Raw genomic sequence first — 20,524 nt, forward strand, 5'->3', positions numbered from 1 at the left:
GGGCCTGATCGGCGATGGCGCGGGTGATGGCCTGCCGGATCCACCAGGTGGCGTAGGTGGAGAACTTGTAGCCGCGCTGATACTCGAACTTGTCCACGGCCTTCATGAGGCCGATGTTGCCTTCCTGAATGAGATCGAGGAACTGGAGTCCGCGGTTGGTGTACTTCTTGGCGATGCTCACCACGAGGCGCAGGTTGGAACGGATGAGTTCCTGCTTGGCGCGCATGGAGGCGGACATGCCGCGGCGGATGCGCCACAGCACTTCTTCGAGGTCTTCCACGTTGTGGCAGCACTTTTCGCGCAGGCGCTGAAGGCTTTCGATCTTGCCCATGATGAGTTCCTTGTAGGAAAACATCTTGTCCACGCTCATGTCGAGTTCCGCGGCCACGTCCTGCATGGAACGGGTGCGGTTGTCGAGCGCTTCAAAGAGGGCCTGCAGCTCTTCCTGCGTCTTGCCGGTGGTAGCCGCGTAGGCGTCGAGTTCGCGCTGATAGTTCTTCATCTGGCGCACGTAGTCCTCCACGGTTTCCACGATGCGGTCGATGAGGGTTTTTTCCAGCTTGATTTCGCGCAGACGGGAAACCACTTCCTCCTTGTACTGGAGAATTTCCTTCTGCGTGGAGGCCACGCGGCGCTCCAGCGTGCAGCAGGCGTCGAGCTTCTGATAGATCTTGTGCTTCTTCTTGTAGATGGCCTTGATCTCGTCGAGGAGCAGGATGACGCGCTGACGCTGATTCATTTCGTCTTCGGTGGGATCGTCTTCCTCAATGGTCTTGACCACGTCCTTGAGCTTGATGCGGTTCTGCTTGAGGTCTTCGCCCACGTTGATGAGTTCTTCCACGGCCACGGGCACTTCCACCAGGGCGTAGAGCACGTCTTCTTCGCCGGTCTCGATCTTCTTGGCGATGACGACTTCTCCGTCGCGGTCAAGCAGCGGCACCGCGCCCATTTCGCGCAGGTACATGCGCACGGGATCGGTGTTGCGGGCGGCGAAGTCGCCGGAATCGTCGGCGGAAAGATCGAGGGGAAATTCCAGCGCGCCGTCGTCGGTCTCGTCGAACACGATGTCCACGGGATCGTTTTCCGCGTCGGCGTGGTTGACGACTATGGACTTGCCTTCCTTTTCGGAATCGACAATGGCGATGTCCATCTGATCGAACATCGCAATGATTTCCTCGAAGTTTTCGGGCGTGCTCATCTCCGCGGGGACAGATTTGCTGACTTCCTCGAATGTGAGGTAGCCCGCAGACTTGCCCTTGGCGATAAGAGCCTTGACCTGCTGGATTTCTTTAAGATTATTGGTCACTACGCCTCCCTCGCGCTTCAAGAAGCGCGCGCATGTATTCCCGTTGTGTTTCCTGGCTGGCCGTTCCCTGGCGAAGGGCCGCCACCACGGAAGCCATGTGTGATGTCTTCTGCAAGTTGATAAGCATTTGTCGAATGGCGTTCAGTTCGCCTTCCTCGTCGTTGAGCGGGGGGGCTTCCTGGCCCCGGCAGCGGATCCAGAAGGTTTTTTCCTTCGGATCCAGGTCGTCGAAGGCCTGCTCGGAGCAGGCGGCGGCCAGTTTGTCCCAGAGCTTGAGCGCCCAGGGTTCCCGCAGGGCAAGATCGGCGCCGGCTGCCTGAAGATCGGGCAGCCTGTGCGGATAGCGCACCGCGAACGTCATGATTTCCCGATCGCGGCTGATGGAGCGGGGCGCTGTGCTGCGCCGCTCCTGCGCGCGGGGCGCGGCGGCGCTGCGTCGTTCCAGAACGCCTCCGCGAAGATCGGCTTCGGAGAGGCCGAGTCCTGCGGCAAGGTCTGCCGCAAAGCGGTGAAAAAGTTCCGGCATGTCCACCTGTGAGAGAAAGTGCCTCGCCCATTCCACGGCGTCGCGCGGGGCCATGCCGCGCAGCACGGAAATGCAGAATTCAAGCCCGTCCTGGGCGTGGGCGCGCAGATCCTCCACGGCGTCCGCGCCGAAGCTGTGAAGCATGCTGTCGATGTCGTTGTCGTCGGGGAACAGAACTACTTTGCACGAAAGCCCGCGCGAGAGCAGCATTTCGCAGGAGCGGAAGGCCGCCTTGCGTCCGGCGTTGTCGCCGTCGAACATGAGTTCGAGGCTTGAGCTGAAGCCGGAAAGCCGCTTGATCTGATCCGGGGTGAGCGCGGTGCCGAGCACGCCCACGGCCTGCGTGTAGCCGTACTGGTGCAGGGTGATGACGTCCATGTAGCCCTCGGTGAGAATGACGCTTTTCTTCACGGCAATGGAGGGCCGGGCCTGAAAGAGGCCGAACAGATGTTCGCCCTTCTTGTAGATGGGCGAATCGCTGCTGTTGATGTACTTGGCGTCGTCGTCTCTGGCGAGCGCAGGAAGAATGCGTCCGCCGAAGGCTATGGCCTGTCCGGAAAGGTTGCGGATGGGGAACATGAGCCGGTTGCGGAAGCGGTCGAAGGTGCGACCGCCCTGACTCTTGGACTGCAGGCCGCATTCCGCGGCGGTGCTCAGATTGAAGCCCGCACGGCGCAGCGTGTCGCCGAGATCCTGCCACGAATCCATGCTCCAGCCGAGGCCGAACTTTTCCACAAGCTCGGGCGAGATGCCCCGCTCGCCGATGTAGTCGCGGCAGGCCGCGGCGGACGGCGAGGACAGATTGCTGTGAAAATGCGAGGCGGCGAGTTCGTGCATTTTGAGCATGTCGCGCTTCTGGGAACGCTGTTCCCGGGCCTTCGGATCGGCGCGGTAGGAGTCGAGACGCACGCCCGCCTCTTCGGCGAGGGCGGCGAGGGTTTCCTTGAAGTCGAGACCGTTGAGGCGTCCGTAGAAGTCGAAGATGTCGCCGGAGGCCTGGCAGCCGAAGCAGTAGAAGGTTCCCTGTTCCTCGTTGATGGAGAAGGAGGGCTTGGTTTCCTGATGGAACGGGCAGGGCGCGACAAGACGGGAGCCTGCGGGACGCAGCTCCACATATCGCCTTGCCATGTCGGCGAGGCTGAGGCGCGACTTGATTGCCTGTATCACATCATTGTTTTTCATGACGATAAGCCCGTGTCTTAGCGGAACAGAACCTGAGTCATGCCGTCGCCGCCCTGATCCTCGGGCGCGGTGTGGTAGGATGCCACGCCGGGGAAGGTGCGCAGAAGTTCATGCACGGCCTTGCGCAGCGCGCCGGTTCCGCGTCCGTGAACGATTTCCACGCCTTCCACGCCGGAAAGCAGGGAGCGGTCAAGAAACTGTTCAAGTTCCGCTAAAGCTAAATCAGCACGTTTCCCCCTCAAGTCAAGACGCAGAAAGGAAACTGGTCTCGAAACTCTGGCGGTCACGGTTCCCTTGGGCGCGGAAGGCGCGCCGGAGGCGGGCTGAAGATCGGAAAGCGGGGCCCACATGGTCACGCCGTTCAGATCTATCTTGCCCTTGCCGTTCTTCTCGTCGAGTTCGCGCAGCACGGCCTTGCGGTTCCACATGCGGTGCAGCACTTCGCCGCCCACGGTGAAGGCGGAAGGATCGGCCGCAGGCTTTTCCTCCTCCATGTCGCGCGCGGAACGGGCGAGATCGGCCCGGAGCTTCGACATCTCCTTCTGGGCCTGCTTGGCCGTAGCCTTGCCGCTCTTGTAGTCGCGCATGAGCTCCTGCGACATCTTGCGCACTTCTTCGTCGAGTCTCTGACGTTCCTTTTCCAGCTTCTGCTGGAGAGACTCGCGCTTGTCGCGCATGCGGCGTTCCTCGTCCCTGAGGCGGGCGAGTTCCTCTTCCCGCTGCCGGGCGAGCTCGTTGAGCCTGTCCATGACGGCGCTTGCGTCGTCGCCGTCCATGAGCAGATAGTGCTCCGCGCGCTTGAGCACGGATTCGGGCAGACCGTGTTCACGGGCCACGTCGAGGGCCTGGCTTGCGCCCACCTGATCGTAGGCCAGGTGGAAGAGCGGCTTCCTGGTGGACGGATCGAACAGCACGGAGGCCGCGCGCACGCCCTCGTGGGTGAGCGCGTAGCTCTTGAGCGCGGGAAAGTGCGTGGCCGTCACGGTGTAGGCGCCCTTTTCGAGCATGCCGTCGAGCACGGCCTGCGCAAGGGCCGCGCCCTGCGAGGGATCGGTGCCGGAACCGAATTCGTCGAGCAGCACCAAGGAATGGCCGTCGAGGCTTTCCCAGATGGAGGCGAGATGATGAATCTGACCGGTGAAGGTGGACACGTGATCGTCGAGACTCTGCTCGTCGCCGATGAAGGCATGGACGCGGTTCCAGTAGGGGAGGGTGGCTCCGCCGTCCACGGGAACCGGGAGACCGGCAAGGGTCATGAGCGTGATGAGTCCGAGAGTCTTGAGCGCCACGGTCTTGCCGCCGGCGTTGCCGCCGCTGATGACGAGCACGCGGTCGCCTTCGCGAAGCGTGAGGTCGGCGGGCTCGATGCGGCGCGGACCGGCATAATTCTTGTCTGCGGCGTGACGGACGGCCTCAAGCACGAGCAGAGGATGCCGTGCGCCCGGGAGCTTGAGCAGGGCGTCTTCCTCCAGCGGCACGCAGCGGCCGTTGAGGGCCGCGCCGAGGGCGCACTTCGCCTGACCGAGATCGATTTCCACGAGCAGCTTCCACGCGGCTTCGACTTGCGGCATTTCCTGAACGAGCAGATCCGCGATCATGCGCATGACCTTGCGTTCTTCCTCGCGTTCCTGCTGCTTGAGCTCCTGAAGGCGGTTGTTCTGCTCCACCAGGAACATGGGCTCGAAGTAGAGCGTTTCGCCGGTGTTGGAATAGTCGTGAATGATGCCCTGAATGCGTCCCTTGAAGTTGGCCTTGAGCGGCAGCACGTAACGGTCGGACGAGAGGGTCATGTAGTCGTCCTGCAGGTAGCGGCCGATGTTGTACTTTTCGGCGAACTCCTTGACGCGGCGCAGGCAGTTCTGATGAATGCCGCGCAGCTCTCCGCGCACGAGCATGAGCCCGGGAGAGCTTTCATCTTTAAGGTAGCCGTCGTCGCTCACGCAGCGCTGCAGCGCGGAAAGGGAAAGCTCCGGCATGGGGAGCTCGCAGGCGAGGGCGTCGAGCAGGGGGCGTCTGGACGCTCCCGCGTGAATGCTTTCGGCGGCGCGGCGCGCAAGCCCGAGGGTTTCCTTGAGGGCCCACAGGCCGTCCATGTCGAGCATGGGATCGGCATGCGTGCGCACGTGCGCGAGAAGACCGGAAATGTCGGGGAACGACACCGGAGAAAATTCCCCCTCGGCCAGCCAGGAGCGCGTTTCGTCGTAGCGAAGCTGGGCGTTGCGCACAGCCTGCTCGTCGTTCATGGGGCGCAGGAGAAGAGCGGCTTCCTTTCCCGCCTCGGAGAGGCAGAAATCGGAAAGTCGTTCAAGCACGCGGGGAAATTCGAGAGCGTGAAGAGTCCTTTCGTCCATATGATCAGCGGGCCTGCTGGAGACGGGCCTTCACGGCGGCGCTCACGGCCTTGCCGTCCACACGGCCCTTGTATTCGGCCATGATGGCGCTGATGGCGCGGCCCATGTTCTTCATGCCGCCTTCAAGCAGCGGAGCCACGGTTTTTTCCACCACTTCGGCAAGCTCCTCGTCGGAGAGCTGCGCGGGCAGGTAGGACTGAAGCACGGCAGCTTCGGCGGCTTCCTTGTCGGCCAGATCGGCGCGGCCGGCGGCGTTGTACTGCTCGATGGAATCCTGACGCTGCTTGACCTCGCGCAGAAGCACGTCCATGTAGTCGTCGTCCTCAAGGGGACGCATGAGCTCGACCTGACGGTTCTTGGCCGCGGTTTTCAGCAGGCGCAGCGTTCCGAGCTTAACCTGATCCTTGGCCTTGTAGGCCTGGATATAGTCCTTGTCTATCTGTTCAGCGATACTCATAGCAGTCATCTTCATCCGTCGCGAAGGGAACTTCGCGGAAAGAAGGACGACGGCGAAGCCTTGCGGCCGCACCGTCATGAAATGGCAAAAGAGCCGGAAATCAGCCTGCTGAAAGGTCCAATTTCCGGCTCCGTACCGGCTTGCATACGGTTCAGAACCCATGCGAACCGTTGTCGTCGAAGATTAACCCATGTTCACCTTGCGCATCTTCTTCATGAGGCGCTTGCGGGCAGCAGCCTTCTTCTTCTTGCGCATGACGCTGGGCTTCTCATAGTGCTGACGCTTCTTCATTTCAGAAAGAACGCCGGCCTTTTCCACCTGCTTCTTGAAGCGACGCAGGGCAATGTCGAAATTGTAATCGTCTTCGTTGAGAAAAACTCCGGGCACAGAAATCACCCCCTTTTCAGCGAATCTCTTGTTCCGTCCGATCCGCCAGTTCTCAGGGAGTGAACCGAAAGGAAAAACGGAAATGTGTCCCTTGCGGGAAACAGGCCTGCGGGGCATGCCGCAGACAGGTCTCCTCAGCGCAGGGAGAGATGCAAACTAAAACAGTTTGCGACAAAAAGCAAGCCCCCGGGGTGCCTCACTCCGGGGAAACCTGCAAAAAAAGTAAAAAATTAACGCTGCACCTGCCTCGGGACCTCCCCGTGGAGAGTCTTTTTGACGTTTTGCCTTCCGGAAGAGGAGGGCGAAGCGCCGCAGCCCTTTCCGAAGACGCCGGCTTTTCTGCCGCACGGCGGAACGATCTGCAAAAAACGGATCGAAGAGAGTGCGCAGATTGCGGATGTCCGGCCTGGGGCGGGAACCGCAAAGACGAGATCCTCGGCGAAGAACCGGTTTAGTGCCCCTTGTGCTCGCCGTTTTTGGCATCTCTGATGGCGCGGGCGAAGGCCAGCGTGATGCCGATGGCGAGAATGAGGATTACCGAGTAGAGCACACCGAAAAAGATGGCGTAGTCGGGCTGCCACAGGGGCAGATCCCAGGGGAAGGGGCCATGTCCATTTTCACCATGAATAAGCATGAAGACTCCTTGAACGGCTGGCGGTCGGATATCCCGAGGGCCGGGATACGGACCGTCCGACTACTGTATCTGCTTTTTCAGATTAATGCCAGCCCTGAATTTCACGACCTTGCCGGCGGGAATGGTGATGGTTTCGCCGGTGCGGGGATTGTGCCCCTTGCGTTCCTTGCGTTCTTCCACCACAAGCGAGCCGAAGCCCGGGAGGGAGAGCTTGCCGTCGGAAGCGAGCGCTTCCTGAATGGCTTCGAGCAGGGCGTTCAGGGACTGTTCCGCGCTGCTCTTGCTGATGGAGGCCTGTTCGGCGATCTTGGCGATGAGTTCGGCCTTGGTCATGATTGCTCCTTTCTGCCGTGCGGCAGAGGTGAGAGGAAAATGAGGGATGCGGTTTTCTTTTAGGTACACGTTTCCTGCCCATCGTCAAGAGAGGCAGGGCGCTCAGGCGTTATTTTTTCCCGAAAAAAGCGCGTCCGCCAACGCCTGGAACTGCGGGACGGAGAGCGTTTCCGGCCGCTGGGCGGGATCGATGCCGAGACTTGCGAGCGCTTCAAGCACGAAGGGCTGCGGCAGGGCGCGGCGCAGTATGCCCTGAAGCTGTTTTCTCCGCTGCTGGAAGCACAGCTTGATGAGACGGGAAAGCGCTTCGGGATGGCGGGGCCTGCTCTCTTCGGGCAGGGGCTCGAAGACGACCACGGCGGAATCGACCTTGGGCGGCGGGGAAAAGGCCGCGGGCCCGATGACGAAGCCTTTGCGCGCAGCGACAAAGCTCTGAATCCACACGCTGAGCGCGCCGTAGTCTTTGGAGCCGGGCTTGGCGGTGAGCCGGTCGCCGACTTCCTTTTGCACCATGAACACGGCGCGGGCGAGACGGGGCGTGCGGCAGACGATGTCCCACATGAGCGGCGAAGCCACGTTGTAGGGGAGATTCCCCGCAATTTTCCACGGGCCTTCCAGCGATTCCCACGGATAGGCCAGAGCGTCGCCGGCCACGACCTCAAGGCCGGGCAGAGGCCTTGCCGCGTGTTCGGCGGCGTAGTGATCGTCCTTTTCGAGCAGCAGAAGCCTGCTCCACGGCAGGGGGCGCAGCAGAGCGGTGAGCGCGCCGGGGCCGGGACCGATTTCCATGATCTGATCGCCCTCTTCCGGGCGCAGCAGATCCACGATGCGCTGAACCACGCGTTCGTCGCGCAGAAAGTGCTGCCCGAGGCTTTTTTTTGCTCTGGCTGCGGTGAAGAGATTGATGTCGCTCATGTTGTCCTGCGTGAAAGGTTGGCAAAAAGGCGTCCGAACCGGACGCGGGGCCGAGAGTATGCCGCAAAAGAGCGGACGGTCAAGCCCCGGAACCGCAGCCGGGGAAGGACGTCTTGCCTGAGGCAGATGCTTCGGTGACCTGCCCCTTCTTCGTCGAAAGCGCGGGCGGCGTCGCATCCTTGTTGCGGGCTCTCCATGAGCGTTCCCGCTTTGTGACCGTTTTCCGGCGAAGCGTCGCTGAGGCTCTTCAAAGACTCGCCGGGCGGGAACGCTCTCTGCGGAACGGGCCCGTGAATGGAACGCTGGCGCTCGCGTCGGGCCGCGGGCGGAGTCCGATGTTTCGTTTCAACGTTTCGGGCTCCGGAGGAACGTCGATTTCTCCCGACGTCGTGCTTTGTTGCAAACGCCGAAGCGTGTTTTCGTTCCGCGGCGGGGGCCCGGGCGAAGCGTCGCGCATGCTCCTTAAAAGGGCTCCTCCAGAGCTCGCGTCGGGCTTTCGGAAGAAGCTTTTTTGCGGAACGGCCGACGCCCAGGCTCCGCGCTGCCTCGGGCCGCCGGAAGAAGTGCGGTTTTCGCGGCGGCCCGGGAGCCGTGCTCCTACATGGAGTCGTAATGCTTGAAGCGCAGCGTGAATCCGGCGCGGCCCTGGGTGGCGGAGCGCAGCGCGGTGGAGAAGCCGAAGAGCTTGCGCATGGGAGCCATGCCCGAGAGATAGCGCATGCCGCCCCGTTCGCCGAGTTCCTCGACCTTGCCGCCGCAGTTCTGGAACAGGCTGATGGACGCGCCGAGCGCCTCTTCCGGCGCCACGATTTCTACGCTCATGATGGGTTCGAGCACCGTGGGACGGGCCTTTTCCATGGCGTCGCGCACGGCCATGGCGGCGGCCATGCGGCAGCCCGCCGCGGTGGCTCCTTCCTTGCGGATGAAGGTCACGACAATGTTGACGTCCTGCACCGGGTAGCCGGTCTGGGGGCCGGAGAGCAGGCTGTCGGAAATGCCCTGAAGCACTTCATCGACGAGAACCTTGGGAACGGCGTCCTTCGGGTCGGCGGGATGGGCGACGTTCTCGGCAAGCGAGATGGAATTGCCCTTGTCGCGCCCGGCCGGAGACATGGTGAGCACGACTTCGCCTATGTGATGCACGGTGCCGAGTTCGCGGTCGAACAGGCCGCGTCCCTCGCCTTCGGCGCGCACGGTTTCGCGCGCCACCACCTGCGGCTGTCCGGCGCGCGGGCTGATGCCGTATTCGCGGCGCATGCGCTCCATCACCACGTCGAGATGCAGTTCGCCCATGCCCGAAATGATGCGGTCGCCCGAGCCTTCGTCCTGCGTCACGCCGAGCGTGGGATCTTCCGCGCAGTAGCGGGCGAGCGCTTCGTCCAGCGTTTTGCCTTCGTCGGCGTTGCGCGGTTCGAGCGCCATGGAAATGACGGGCTTCACCTCTTCCAGATTCTCCAGCAGAATGTCGAGACCCGGCGCGGCCATGGTGTCGCCCGTGCGGGCGGAGCGCAGGCCGAGCACGGCAATGATGTCGCCCGACGAGGCCTCGGCAAGCTGCTCCTGCTGATCGGCGTCCATGCGGAACATGCGTGACACGCGCTCTTCCTTGTTCAGGGCCGTGTTGCGCACCACATCGCCGTCCTTCAGGCGGCCCGAATACACGCGCACGAGCGCGGTCTTGCGGCCGCCTTCCATGAGCACCTTGAACACCAGACCGCAGAAGGGCGCGTTGGGGCTCACGTCGAGCACCTTTTCCTCCTTGCCGTCCACGGTGGTGCCGTGCGGAGCGGGCACGTCCAGCGGCGAGGGCAGGTAGCGGCCCACGGCGTCGAGCAGAGGCTGCACGCCGGCGTTCTTCAGCGCCGAGCCCGCCAGCACGGGCGTCACCTTGCGCGCGAGCGTCGCCCGCTTGAGCGCCGCATGAATGTCGTCTTCGGAAAAGTGTTCCTCAAGGTAGAGTTCCATGAACGCATCGTCGTTCTCGCCCAGCGTTTCCAGCAGCTTGTCCCGCCACAGAAGCGCCTCTTCCTTTTCGCTTTCCTCAAGCGGCAGCACTTCCATGTTCTGCCCCTGCGAATCTTCGTCGAACACGAGCTTCTTCATGGTGATCACGTCGGCCACGGCGTAGAAGTCCGGGCCTTCGCCGAGCGGCACGGTCACGGGCGCGGGATTCGCCCCGAGCCTTGCGTGCAGCGCGTCGAGCACGGCGGCAAAGTTCGCGCCCACGCGGTCCATCTTGTTCACGAAGGCGATCTTGGGCACGCCGAACGACTCCGACTGCCGCCACACCGTTTCCGACTGCGGCTCCACGCCGCCCACCGCGCAGAACACGCCCACCGCGCCGTCGAGCACGCGCAGCGAACGTTCCACTTCAATGGTGAAGTCCACGTGTCCTGGCGTGTCGATGAGGTTCAGGGTCCAGTCCTTCCAGTGACAGGTGGAGGCGGCCGCCGCAATGGTGATGCCGCGTTCCTGCTCTTCGGGCATGAAGTCCATGGTGGCCGTGCCGTCATGCACTTCACCCATGCGGTGAATCTTGCGCGTGTAAAACAGAATGCGTTCGCTGAGCGTGGTCTTGCCTGCGTCGATGTGGGCGATGATGCCGATGTTGCGCAGGTTTTTCATGGTGTCCTGCCTCATGACTGGTTCTCCTGGACAAGAAAGGCGGAAAGGGTGCGGGTTCGGAAAAATTCGGGAGAGGGGCCGGGCCAGCAGGCTTCCATGCCCGGTCCTGCGACAAAGGGCGCAGCGCAGTCTGAAGGCGCGTCGCCCTGCGTGAACACGGCGCGAAGTTCCGGCGCGGGAGCGTCGATGAGTTCGGCGTCGGGATGCAGCCAGAGAAGCCGTTCTCTGGTCTCTTCCGGCAGCGGGCCTTCTTCGGCGCCGAGGGCGAGGATGCGCGGAGCGGGAGCGTCGCGGAATACGCGCAGGCCGTCGGCCGCGGCGCGGTGCAGCAGATCCTTCTGCCCCGGCGTGAGCGGGCCGCTTCCCGGAAACACCACCACGCGGCCGTCGGGCGAAGCTGCGCGCAGGTCTTCATAAAGATCGGCGGCGCAGTCGTCGTCGAGCACGAAGGAATCCTCGATGCCGGAAAGTTCCAGCGCCGTGGCCACGGCCGGAGCAAAGGGCGCGGGCGAAACGACGATGATGCGGTCAACGCCTGCAATGACGGCCGGAACGAGCGCGGCAAGAAGACGTGCCGGCGAGGCGAAGCCTTCCGCCGTCACGGCCAGAACCCACGAGGCCGGACGCGAGCGCTCGGTGCGGGCGAAGCCTGCGCGAGGGCTTTCCACGGTCACGGAACGTTCGCCCTGATCCGGTTTCCAGCGGTGGAAGGCAAAGGCGATGGCCGTCTTGAGCAGCGCCCGAAGATGAGCGGGCGTGCCTTCGTAGGCGTCGGCGTACAGGGCGTCGTCCGGCCGGAAGCTCTCCAGCCAGGCGGGAAGGTCGGTAATGGGACTCATGTGCAATCTCCCTTTCCTTTAAGGGGTACGTTTCTCTCACGCGCTCGTCAAATGAAATGTTGGGGCGGGGTGCGGGCGCGCGCCTTTGCGGAAAAATAAAGGAAATCTGGGGGCGCTTTGCCCGCCGCCCGGCCGGATGGGAAGGAAATACGTTGCGTTTTGGTGGGATCGGCTCTATCGTGTTCCGCATGTTCCATCCCAATCGGAGGCTCCCATGCAAAAGATTCGCGTGCTGACCACGGCGGCGCTCGCCCTTGTCACATTTTTGTCCGGCGGCGGCGTGATGAAGGCCGTCAGCGCGGAAAACGACTACGATTCCCTGCGCCGCTTCAGCCAGATTCTGGACATGGTGGAGCAGTACTATGTTAATGATGTTTCTCAGAAGGAACTGCTCGACGGCGCGCTCAAGGGCATGCTGCAGAACCTGGATCCTCATTCCACGCTCATGTCGGAAAAGGAATTTCAGGAAATGCAGGAGAACACCAGCGGCGAATTCTTCGGCGTGGGCGTGGAAATCACCATGGAGAACGGTCAGGTCATGGTGGTGAGCCCCATCGAGGACACGCCCGGCTACAAGGCCGGTCTGCGCGCGGGCGATTCCATCATTGCCGTGGACGGCCAGTACACCATGGAAATGTCGCTCACCGAAGTGGTTTCCAAAATGCGCGGCAAGCGCGGCACCACGGTGGAACTGCAGGTGCTGCACAAGAACAGCTCCCGCCCCGTGACCATGAAGATCAAGCGCGACGCCATTCCGCTCATCAGCGTGAAGTCGCGCGAGCTTGAGCCCGGCTACTGGTGGATCCGTCTCACGCGCTTCAGCGGTCACACCGCGCAGGAACTTGCCGAAGCCGTGTCCAAGGCCAGAGCCAAAGGCGCGCTCAAGGGCGTGGTGCTCGATTTGCGCAACAACCCCGGCGGACTTCTCGATCAGAGCGTCGAGGTGGCCGATCAGTTCCTCAAGGACGGCGTCATCGTGTCCATGCGCGGCCGCGATCCGTCTTCCGAGCGCTCGTTCAAGGCGCACGCCCAGCCCGACGACGTGGATTGTCCGCTCGTGGTGCTGGTGAATTCCGGTTCCGCCTCGGCTTCCGAAATCGTGGCCGGCGCGCTGCGCGATCAGAAGCGGGCCCTCATTCTCGGCGAGCGCACGTTCGGCAAGGGCTCTGTGCAGAATCTCATTCCGCTGGCCGACGGCGCGGGACTCAAGCTCACCGTGGCCCGCTACTACACGCCTTCGGGCAAGTCCATTCAGGCCGAGGGCATCACGCCCGACTTCGAGGTGGCCTGGGAGGCCCCCCGCGAGGACGCCGCAGAACCCGCGCTGCTCCTGCGCGAAAAGGATCTGCGCGGCCATCTGGAACAGAAGGACGAAAAGGCGGAACCCCGCAAGGACGAGGAAAAGACGGGCGACGCCGAAGACATGAGCGCCATGCTCGCAAGAGACAATCAGCTTCGTCTGGCTCTTCAGTTCGTGAAGACGCTGCCGGTGCTGAAGACTCTCAAAAATTAGTGCTTCGCCTCCGTCTTTCCGTGCGGGAAGGCGGAGGCTTTTTCTGCCCCGGGCCGCTTCGGCCGGAACAGGGGAAGGGCTTTTGACCGCGTTCCCGGGGATGCGATGCGCGCCTGCCGTCATGTTGGGCGCGCATGGAATGTTTCGTTCGACGGGTCTGCGCTCCGGCCCGCGGACGGATCGGCGCGACCGCCCGGCGCGGCGCTCCGAAAGGGCCGCGTGCCCGTTTTTTCCCCGGGGGCGGTTGTGCATCCGCCCCGCAACGTCAGGACGGAGGATTTCATGCTTCAGCAAACCCTTTCCATCATCAAGCCCGACGCCGTGTCCCGCAATCTGCAGGGCGAGATTCTGGCCATGATCCAGAAGAGCGGCCTGCGCATCGTGGCCATGAAGATGATCCGGCTCACCCGCGCTCAGGCGGAAGCCTTTTACGAAGTACACAAGGAACGTCCCTTCTACGCGGATCTCGTGGAATACATGATTTCCGGCCCCGTGGTCTGCTCGGTGCTGGAAGGGGAAGACGCCATTGCCTCCTATCGTGCGCTCATGGGCGCCACCAATCCTGCCGCCGCTGCGGAAGGCACCATCCGCAAGCTCTACGCCCAGAGCGTTCAGGCCAACGCCGTTCACGGCTCCGACGCTCCCGAAACCGCCGCTCGGGAAATCGCCTTTTTCTTCAGCCGGACGGAAATCGTAGGCTGAGCCATGAAGAAAATCGGTTGCATAGGCTGCGGCAACATGGGCGGAGGCGTGCTCAAGGGACTTGTCCCGCACGACTTTGAACTGCTCGGCCACGATCACACCCGCGCCAAGGTGGAAGGCATAGGCCCCGAAGGCCGCGTGACCTTCGTGGAAACGCCGCTGGAACTCGCTCAGCGTTCCGACATCGTCATTCTCGCGGTGAAGCCCTATCAGATGGAAGCCATGCTGGAAGAAATCCGCCCCGCGCTGGATGAATCCAAGGTGGTGGTGTCCCTCGCGGCCGCCTTCCCGCAGGAAAAGCTGCGGCAGGGCGTGGAAAACCGCTGCCCCGTGGTGCGCTGCATGCCCAATCTGCCCGTGGTCGTGGGGAAGGGCGTGTTCGCTCTCTGCTTCGATGATCCCACGCTGGACAAGGCCGCGGCCGACGAGTTGCTGACCATGTTCCGGCTCATGGGCATTGCCGTGGTGCTGCCCGAAGCGCAGTTTCCGGCGTTCTCCTCGCTGGTGGGCTGCGGTCCGGCCTTTGTGCTGCTGTTCATGGAAGGTCTGCTCAATGCGGGCATCACCATGGGCCTCAAGGCCGGCGTCTCCCGCGAGCTCATCGCCGCCATGGTGGAAGGCACGGCACGTCTTGCCCTGGAGAGCGGCGAAAGCTTTGCCGATCTGCGCGTGAAGGTGTGCTCGCCCTCCGGCACCACGATTCGCGGCGTGAACCACATGGAACGCTGCGCCGTGCCCGGTCACGTGACCGACGCCGTGCTCGAAGCCCTGAAACGCGATCAGGAAATGGCCGCGGGCAAATAACGTTGCGATTTCTCCGGTCTGCCGGGCGCGGACCGGAGAAACGCGGCCGACGCGAAAACGCGCCGTGCCGCCTCCTGCGCCCTCATCTTTTTTCTCAGCGCCGGGAATGTTCCCGGCGTTTTTCGCCGAGGTTCCCCATGCAGATGCCCGACAGAAGAATGTTCTTCCAGATAAACTGGGGGCTTGTCTTCATCACCATCCTGCTGTTCGCCGTGGGCATGGTGAACCTGTATTCCGCGAGCGGCTCCCGCATCGAAGGCGGATTCGTGCTTTCGCCTTTTTATCAGCGTCAGTTCGTGTGGGGGCTGATCGGACTCTGCGTCATGGTGACGTGCATGCTCATCGACTACCGGCGCATCGAACGACTGGCGGTGCCGTGCTACGTCATTGTGCTCATTCTGCTCATGCTGGTGCCCATCGTGGGCAAAACCGTGTACGGCGCCAAGCGCTGGATAGATCTCGGCGTCATGAATCTGCAGCCGAGCGAGCTGGCCAAGTTCGCCGTGCTCATGATGGGCGCTAAGGCCCTTTGCCGCGACGGAGAGTCGCTGGGCTGGAAAAGACTCGGGCAGGTGCTTGCCATCGGCGTGGTTCCCTTTCTGTTCATCGCCAAGCAGCCCGACCTCGGCTCCGGACTCACCGTGCTGGTGCTGCTCGGCGGCATGGTGCTCTTTCACGGCGTGAAGTGGAAGGTGCTGCGCGTGTGTCTCGTGGTCATTCCGCTGCTCATGCCGCTCGGCTGGTTCGTGCTGCACGACTATCAGCAGGAGCGCATTCTGACGTTCCTCGACCCCACGCGCGATCCCCGCGGCGCGGGATATCACATCATTCAGTCGCAGATAGCCATCGGTTCGGGCGAGATGTTCGGCAAGGGATTTCTGGCGGGCACGCAGAGTCAGCTGCGCTTTCTGCCGGAAAAGCACACCGACTTCGCCATTGCCGTGCTCGGCGAGGAATGGGGGTTCGCCGGCTGCATGACGCTGGTCACCCTGTTCTGTCTGTTCCTCATGGCCATGTACAGCACGGTGCGCGACGCCAAGGACCGCTTCGGCAGCACGCTGGCTGCGGGCATATTCTTCTACTTCTTCTGGCAGATCATCGTAAACATCGGCATGGTGGTGGGGCTCATGCCCGTGGTGGGCATGCCGCTGCCGTTCATCAGCTACGGCGGCACGGCGCTGGTGGTGAACTGCGCTCTTGTGGGCATCGTGCTCAGCATTTCCATGCGCCGTTTCGTGTTCAAGAGCTAGTCGCAAGCACGACACGCGGGCGGGCCGGACAGGCGGTGCGGCGGAGCGCTCAGGACGGCTGCACCATGTCTGTCAGAGGCAGTGCGCCCGAAAAGAGCGGTATCCTGCCTATCCTGCCTTGCGCAGAAGTTCCTGCAAAAATCAAAGAGCAGAAGTGCAGGATGCGCGCCTGTCCGGGAGTGTGGTGCTGTTTCTGTTTGTTGAGAGCTCCCGGGAAATCCGCGGTGCAGGCGTTCGTCGGGATGCGGGCATGGCAGGGGCTTCTGCCAACGGAGGCGCAGCCGCGTTTCCGATTCTTCCCGCATATCTTCGTTCAGTCGAGTGGGGCAGGGTGCAGGCTCTACGCAAAAGCCGCAGGTCCGCAGGTCGCGGCGGTTCGTCGCTGACTTCCGGGCGTCGCTCTTCTGCGTCCGCAGTCCCGCACGTCGGGCTTTTCGGTACGGTCGTTTGCCGAAGTGCAGCGTGACCCCGAAGAGAATTGTGTCAGTTCTGTGACAATTGCCCGGCTGTGAGAGTTTTTTCCCGACTGAGGCAAAATACAGGCTTTTTCGACGGCTTTTCCTGTGAAAACAAGGCGTATCAACGAAAAGCAGGGATGTTTTTTGTATCGTGAAAAAAAGATCAATCAGAATTTTATTTATTTTTTCCCGGGGCGAAATACGGGAGTATTATGAAATGCAAACGGCTTTTGTTCGTGTTTCGGAGGACTCGAGGCCCCTTCAAAGACAAAAGAAAGAGGCTTTCCGGTATGATATGACCAGTCCGCATATTTTGTAACTTTTTGTGCAAAAGACGTGGCGGAACCTGTTTATTTCTTGAAAAAAAAGTGTGTCGGCTTTGACAAAGTGCGGAAAACGGGGTAGCTAAAAAAAATGATTCTACTCCCAATAATTCAGGAGCGCAGAACTTTGGGGGCTTAGAATGCAATGGTAGAGTGGCCCCTTTTTACAGCTTCGGTTGGAGGTTCTCGGAATGATCAACATCGACATAACCCTCCTGATTCAGTTGGTGAACTTTTTGATCGCCCTGGCGATCATAAATTACCTTATCGTGCGCCCGGTGCGCGGCATCATTGCCCGCCGCAACTCGCAGAACGATGAACTGAGAGGAGCCGCCGCCTCCCTGGAAGGCGAGGCCGGGCTCAAGATGGAAGGTTACAACGCCCGCATCGAAAAGGCCCGCGCGGAAGTGGCGGCTGTGCGCAAGAGCATGAAGGCTGCCGCGGAACAAGCCGCTCAGGCCCGTCTGAACGAGGCGGGCGACGAGGCCCGCGCCATCCACAGAGCCGCCGCCGAGCGAGTCCGCACGGAGAGCGCGGAAGCCAGGCGCGAGCTCGACGGCAGGGTGGGCGATTTTGTTCAGGTGGCTCTCAAGGCCATGCTCGGATAGCATCATCGCAGCAAGGAGAACGGCGTGCAAAGAATCTATGGTATAGTGACGGCCTGCGCTCTGGTCCTGATTTCCTGCCAGGTTGCGTCCGCGAGCGACGGGCATTCCCTGCCGTGGGGAGACTTTCTGCTGCGCGTGATCAATGCCGCCATCTTTGTCGGCATCATCTGGTACGCGGCAGGCAAGCTCATCAAAAAGTTTTTCACGGGTCGCCGTGAGAAAATCGTTCAGGAAATGGACGATCTGGCCAAACGCAAGCAGGAGGCCGAGGCCCGGCTTGCCGAGGTCGAGCGTCAGATAGCCGACGTGGAAGCGGAATGCGCAAAGCTTCTGGAAGAAGGCCGCGCGCAGGCGGAACGCATCAAGGCCGCCATCGTGTCCGAGGCCGAGGCTCAGGCCGCCCACATTGTGGAGCAGGCGAAGAAGGGCGCGGAGCAGGAAGGCAAGGCCGAGCTTGAAGCCATTCGCGAACGTATGGCCGACACCATCGTTGCGGAGGTGGAAAAGAGCCTCCGCGACAGGCTGGATGCCACGACGCATCAGAAACTGATCGACAAATCGTTGACCAAGGTGGTGCTGCAGTGATTGGCAATGTCGTGTCCCGGCGTTATGCTTCGGCGCTCTTTTCCATCGGAAAAGAGGCGGGCATGGCGGAATTGGAACGCTATGGAGCGTCTCTGAGTGCTCTGGGCGAGGCTGTGGAAAAGACTCCTCAACTGGCCGAGGCTTTTCGCAATCCCGTCCTCTCCACGGAGGAGAAGAAGAAAGTGGTGCTGTCCCTGCTGGATGTGGCGGGCGGCGGCGCCGTGGAACAACGTTTTTGCGCGCTGCTGGCCGACAAGGACCGGCTGCCGCTCATTCCCGCCATCGCGGCGGATTTTTCGGCCATGCTCGACGAGGCCCGCGGCATCTCCCGCGGGGTCGTGACCACGGCCGTGGAGCTGGACGACGCGCGCAAGGACAGCATCAAGAACAAGTTGGAATCGCAGACAGAGCGCAAGCTTGAGCTTGAATACGTCATCGATCCCTCCATCATCGGAGGCATCGTCTTCCGCGTGGGAGACAAGGTGTACGACGCAAGCCTGCGCGCGCAGCTCGACAACCTCAGGGAATCCATCAAGAGGGGTGAGTAGGCCATGCACATCAAGGCTGAAGAGATCGGAAAGATCATCGAGGAGCAGATCCGCAACTACGACCAGCATGTGGAAATGAGCGAGACCGGCACCGTCATGTACGTGGGCGACGGCATCGCCCGCGTGTACGGTGTGCGGAATGCCATGTCGATGGAGCTGCTGGAGTTTCCCGGCGGACTCATGGGCATGGTGCTCAACCTCGAAGAAGACAACGTCGGCGTCGCCCTGCTCGGCGACGACACCGGCATCAAGGAAGGCGACCCGGTCAAGCGTACCGGCCGCATCTTCTCTGTGCCGGTGGGACCCGCCGTCGCCGGACGCGTGCTGAACCCGCTGGGTCAGCCCATCGACGGTCTGGGACCCGTGGAAAGCACGGAAATCCGTCCCGTGGAACTTAAAGCTCCCGGCATCATGCAGCGCAAGAGCGTTCACGAACCCATGGTGACGGGCATCAAGGCCATCGACGCCATCACGCCCATCGGCCGCGGTCAGCGCGAACTCATCATCGGCGACCGTCAGGTGGGCAAAACCGCCATCTGCGTGGACGCCATCCTTGCCCAGAAGGGCACCGGCGTTCACTGCTTCTACGTGGCCATCGGTCAGAAGAAGTCCACCGTGGCTCTGGTGGCGGAAACCCTCCGCCAGCACGGCGCCATGGAATACACCACCATCGTGTCCGCCTCGGCTTCGGAATCCGCGCCTCTGCAGTACATCGCGCCGTATTCCGGCTGCACCATGGCCGAATTCTACCGCGACAACGGCGAACACGCGCTCATCATTTACGACGACCTTTCCAAGCAGGCCGTGGCCTATCGCCAGATGTCCCTGCTGCTCCGTCGTCCTCCGGGACGTGAAGCCTTCCCCGGCGACGTGTTCTATCTGCACTCCCGTCTGCTCGAACGCGCGGCCAAGCTCAGCGACGAGCTGGGCGCCGGTTCCCTGACGGCTCTGCCCGTCATCGAAACGCAGGCCGGCGACGTTTCCGCCTACATCCCCACCAACGTGATCTCCATCACCGACGGTCAGGTGTTCCTGGAAACGAACCTGTTCAACGCCGGCATCCGTCCCGCCATCAACGTGGGCATCTCCGTGTCCCGCGTAGGCGGCGCCGCCCAGATCAAGGCTATGAAGCAGGTTGCAGGCTCGCTGCGTCTGGACCTCGCCCACTACCGCGAAATGGCCGCCTTCGCCCAGTTCGGTTCCGATCTGGACAAGGACACCAAAGCCATTCTCGATCGCGGCGCGCGCATGACGGAGCTGCTCAAGCAGCCTCAGTATCATCCCATGCCCACGGAAGAGCAGGTGGCCTCCATCTTTGCGGCTTCCCGCGGCTTCCTGGACGACATCGAGGTGAAAGACGTGCTGCCGTTTGAAGGCGGCATGCTGGAAATGCTTCGCACCGAAAAGCCCGATATCCTCGCCGATATCCGCGATCGCAAGAAGCTGGACGACGATCTGGAAGCCCGTCTTTCCGCGGCCATCAAAGAGTTCAAGGTATCCTTCAAGGCGCGGGGGTAACTCATGCCTTCGTTGAAAGATGTAAAACTCCAGATAGCTGGCGTCGGCAAGACCAAGCAGATCACGAGGGCCATGGGCATGGTCGCCTCGGCGAAGCTGCGCGGCGCTCAGAACCGCATCGAACGGTTCCGCCCCTACGCGGAAAAGTTCGGTGAGATGCTGGGCGACCTTGCCGCCAGAACGGAAGAAGCGGCTCATCCGCTGCTTCAGGTCCACAAGGAGGTGAAGTCGGCGGTGGTCGTGCTTCTTTCCTCCGATCGCGGCCTGTGCGGGGGCTTCAACGTCAATCTGATATCTACCGCTCTCGATCTGGCCCGCGCCAAGACCGAGGAGGGGCTGACCGTCCGGTTCATCTGCGTGGGCCGGAAGGGCCGCGACGCGGTGCGCAAGACCTCCTACGAGATCATCGAATCGTACGGAGACGTCATGGGTTCCTTCGATTTCCGCCTGGCGGCCCGTCTGGGCGGAAAGGTGTCGCAGCTTTATGAAAGCGGCGAGGCCGATGAAGTGTACCTCGTGTACAGCGAGTTTGCGGGCATGACGCGCCAGATTCCCACGAGGATGGAGCTTCTGCCCGTGACCGCAGCCGCCAAGGAAGAGGACGGCAACAAGCCGGCGGCCGAATGCCTGTACGAACCCGAAGTCGGGGTTCTGCTGGCG

General features: G+C 62.0%; 19 protein-coding genes. 9 read left to right on the forward strand and 10 right to left on the reverse strand.

Going from position 1 to position 20,524, the window contains the following annotated elements:
• The 10 genes from ACZM96_RS04925 to ACZM96_RS04970 form a co-directional block, all read right to left on the reverse strand.
• The coding region (locus tag ACZM96_RS04925) for a sigma-70 family RNA polymerase sigma factor (protein ID WP_489487741.1) at positions 1-1,306 on the reverse strand (1,306 nt) is incomplete at its 3' end.
• Positions 1,296-3,014: a DNA primase gene (gene dnaG, locus ACZM96_RS04930; protein ID WP_489487742.1), complete on the reverse strand. Its 1,719-nt coding sequence runs from the start codon at positions 3,012-3,014 to the stop codon at positions 1,296-1,298. The genes ACZM96_RS04925 and dnaG, both read right to left, overlap by 11 nt.
• A gap of 17 nt (positions 3,015-3,031) precedes the next feature.
• A complete protein-coding gene (locus ACZM96_RS04935; RefSeq protein WP_489487743.1) occupies positions 3,032-5,365 on the reverse strand; it encodes an endonuclease MutS2 in 2,334 nt (777 codons plus the stop codon).
• A 4-nt stretch (positions 5,366-5,369) separates the two neighbouring features.
• A complete protein-coding gene (locus ACZM96_RS04940; RefSeq protein WP_294485471.1) occupies positions 5,370-5,822 on the reverse strand; it encodes a GatB/YqeY domain-containing protein in 453 nt (150 codons plus the stop codon).
• A 183-nt stretch (positions 5,823-6,005) separates the two neighbouring features.
• Positions 6,006-6,209: a 30S ribosomal protein S21 gene (gene rpsU, locus ACZM96_RS04945; protein ID WP_077074093.1), complete on the reverse strand. Its 204-nt coding sequence runs from the start codon at positions 6,207-6,209 to the stop codon at positions 6,006-6,008.
• A 451-nt stretch (positions 6,210-6,660) separates the two neighbouring features.
• A complete protein-coding gene (locus tag ACZM96_RS04950) occupies positions 6,661-6,843 on the reverse strand; it encodes a hypothetical protein (protein ID WP_489487744.1) in 183 nt (60 codons plus the stop codon).
• 60 nt (positions 6,844-6,903) lie between these two features.
• On the reverse strand, positions 6,904-7,176 hold the full coding sequence (locus ACZM96_RS04955) for an HU family DNA-binding protein (protein WP_294485469.1): 273 nt from the start codon (positions 7,174-7,176) through the stop codon (positions 6,904-6,906).
• 102 nt (positions 7,177-7,278) lie between these two features.
• The gene (gene rsmA / locus ACZM96_RS04960) at positions 7,279-8,091 is read right to left on the reverse strand and encodes a 16S rRNA (adenine(1518)-N(6)/adenine(1519)-N(6))-dimethyltransferase RsmA (RefSeq protein ID WP_489487745.1); all 813 of its coding nucleotides are present in this window, start codon (positions 8,089-8,091) and stop codon (positions 7,279-7,281) included.
• Positions 8,092-8,688: 597 nt separating this feature from the next.
• A complete protein-coding gene (gene fusA, locus ACZM96_RS04965) occupies positions 8,689-10,731 on the reverse strand; it encodes an elongation factor G (RefSeq protein WP_489487746.1) in 2,043 nt (680 codons plus the stop codon).
• Positions 10,728-11,555 carry a histidinol dehydrogenase gene (locus ACZM96_RS04970; RefSeq protein ID WP_489487747.1) on the reverse strand — a complete coding sequence of 276 codons (828 nt, stop codon included), beginning with the start codon at positions 11,553-11,555 and terminating at the stop codon, positions 10,728-10,730. The genes fusA and ACZM96_RS04970 overlap by 4 nt, the downstream gene beginning before the upstream one ends.
• Positions 11,556-11,769: 214 nt before the next feature.
• On the opposite strand from ACZM96_RS04970, the gene ACZM96_RS04975 reads away from it, so the two are divergent.
• The 9 genes from ACZM96_RS04975 to ACZM96_RS05015 all read left to right on the forward strand — a co-directional run.
• A complete protein-coding gene (locus ACZM96_RS04975) occupies positions 11,770-13,068 on the forward strand; it encodes a S41 family peptidase (RefSeq protein WP_489487748.1) in 1,299 nt (432 codons plus the stop codon).
• A gap of 282 nt (positions 13,069-13,350) precedes the next feature.
• Entirely contained in the window at positions 13,351-13,770 is a 420-nt protein-coding gene (ndk, locus tag ACZM96_RS04980) for a nucleoside-diphosphate kinase (RefSeq protein WP_294485461.1), read from the forward strand.
• A gap of 3 nt (positions 13,771-13,773) precedes the next feature.
• Entirely contained in the window at positions 13,774-14,574 is an 801-nt protein-coding gene (gene proC, locus ACZM96_RS04985; RefSeq protein ID WP_489487749.1) for a pyrroline-5-carboxylate reductase, read from the forward strand.
• A gap of 137 nt (positions 14,575-14,711) precedes the next feature.
• Positions 14,712-15,824: a rod shape-determining protein RodA gene (gene rodA / locus ACZM96_RS04990; protein WP_489487750.1), complete on the forward strand. Its 1,113-nt coding sequence runs from the start codon at positions 14,712-14,714 to the stop codon at positions 15,822-15,824.
• Positions 15,825-16,796: 972 nt separating this feature from the next.
• Positions 16,797-17,213 (forward strand): F0F1 ATP synthase subunit B, encoded by a 417-nt coding sequence (locus tag ACZM96_RS04995; protein ID WP_489487751.1) that lies wholly within the window; start codon positions 16,797-16,799, stop codon positions 17,211-17,213.
• Between the two features lie 24 nt (positions 17,214-17,237).
• The gene (locus ACZM96_RS05000; RefSeq protein ID WP_489487752.1) at positions 17,238-17,798 is read left to right on the forward strand and encodes a F0F1 ATP synthase subunit B; all 561 of its coding nucleotides are present in this window, start codon (positions 17,238-17,240) and stop codon (positions 17,796-17,798) included.
• Positions 17,795-18,346, forward strand: a complete 552-nt coding sequence (gene atpH / locus ACZM96_RS05005; protein ID WP_294485452.1) for an ATP synthase F1 subunit delta — start codon at positions 17,795-17,797, stop codon at positions 18,344-18,346. The genes ACZM96_RS05000 and atpH overlap by 4 nt, the downstream gene beginning before the upstream one ends.
• A gap of 3 nt (positions 18,347-18,349) precedes the next feature.
• Positions 18,350-19,864 carry a F0F1 ATP synthase subunit alpha gene (atpA, locus tag ACZM96_RS05010; protein WP_294485450.1) on the forward strand — a complete coding sequence of 505 codons (1,515 nt, stop codon included), beginning with the start codon at positions 18,350-18,352 and terminating at the stop codon, positions 19,862-19,864.
• Positions 19,865-19,867: 3 nt separating this feature from the next.
• Positions 19,868-20,524: F0F1 ATP synthase subunit gamma (locus ACZM96_RS05015; protein ID WP_489487753.1), on the forward strand; the 657-nt coding region annotated here is incomplete at its 3' end.

Source organism: Mailhella sp. (assembly GCF_057866825.1).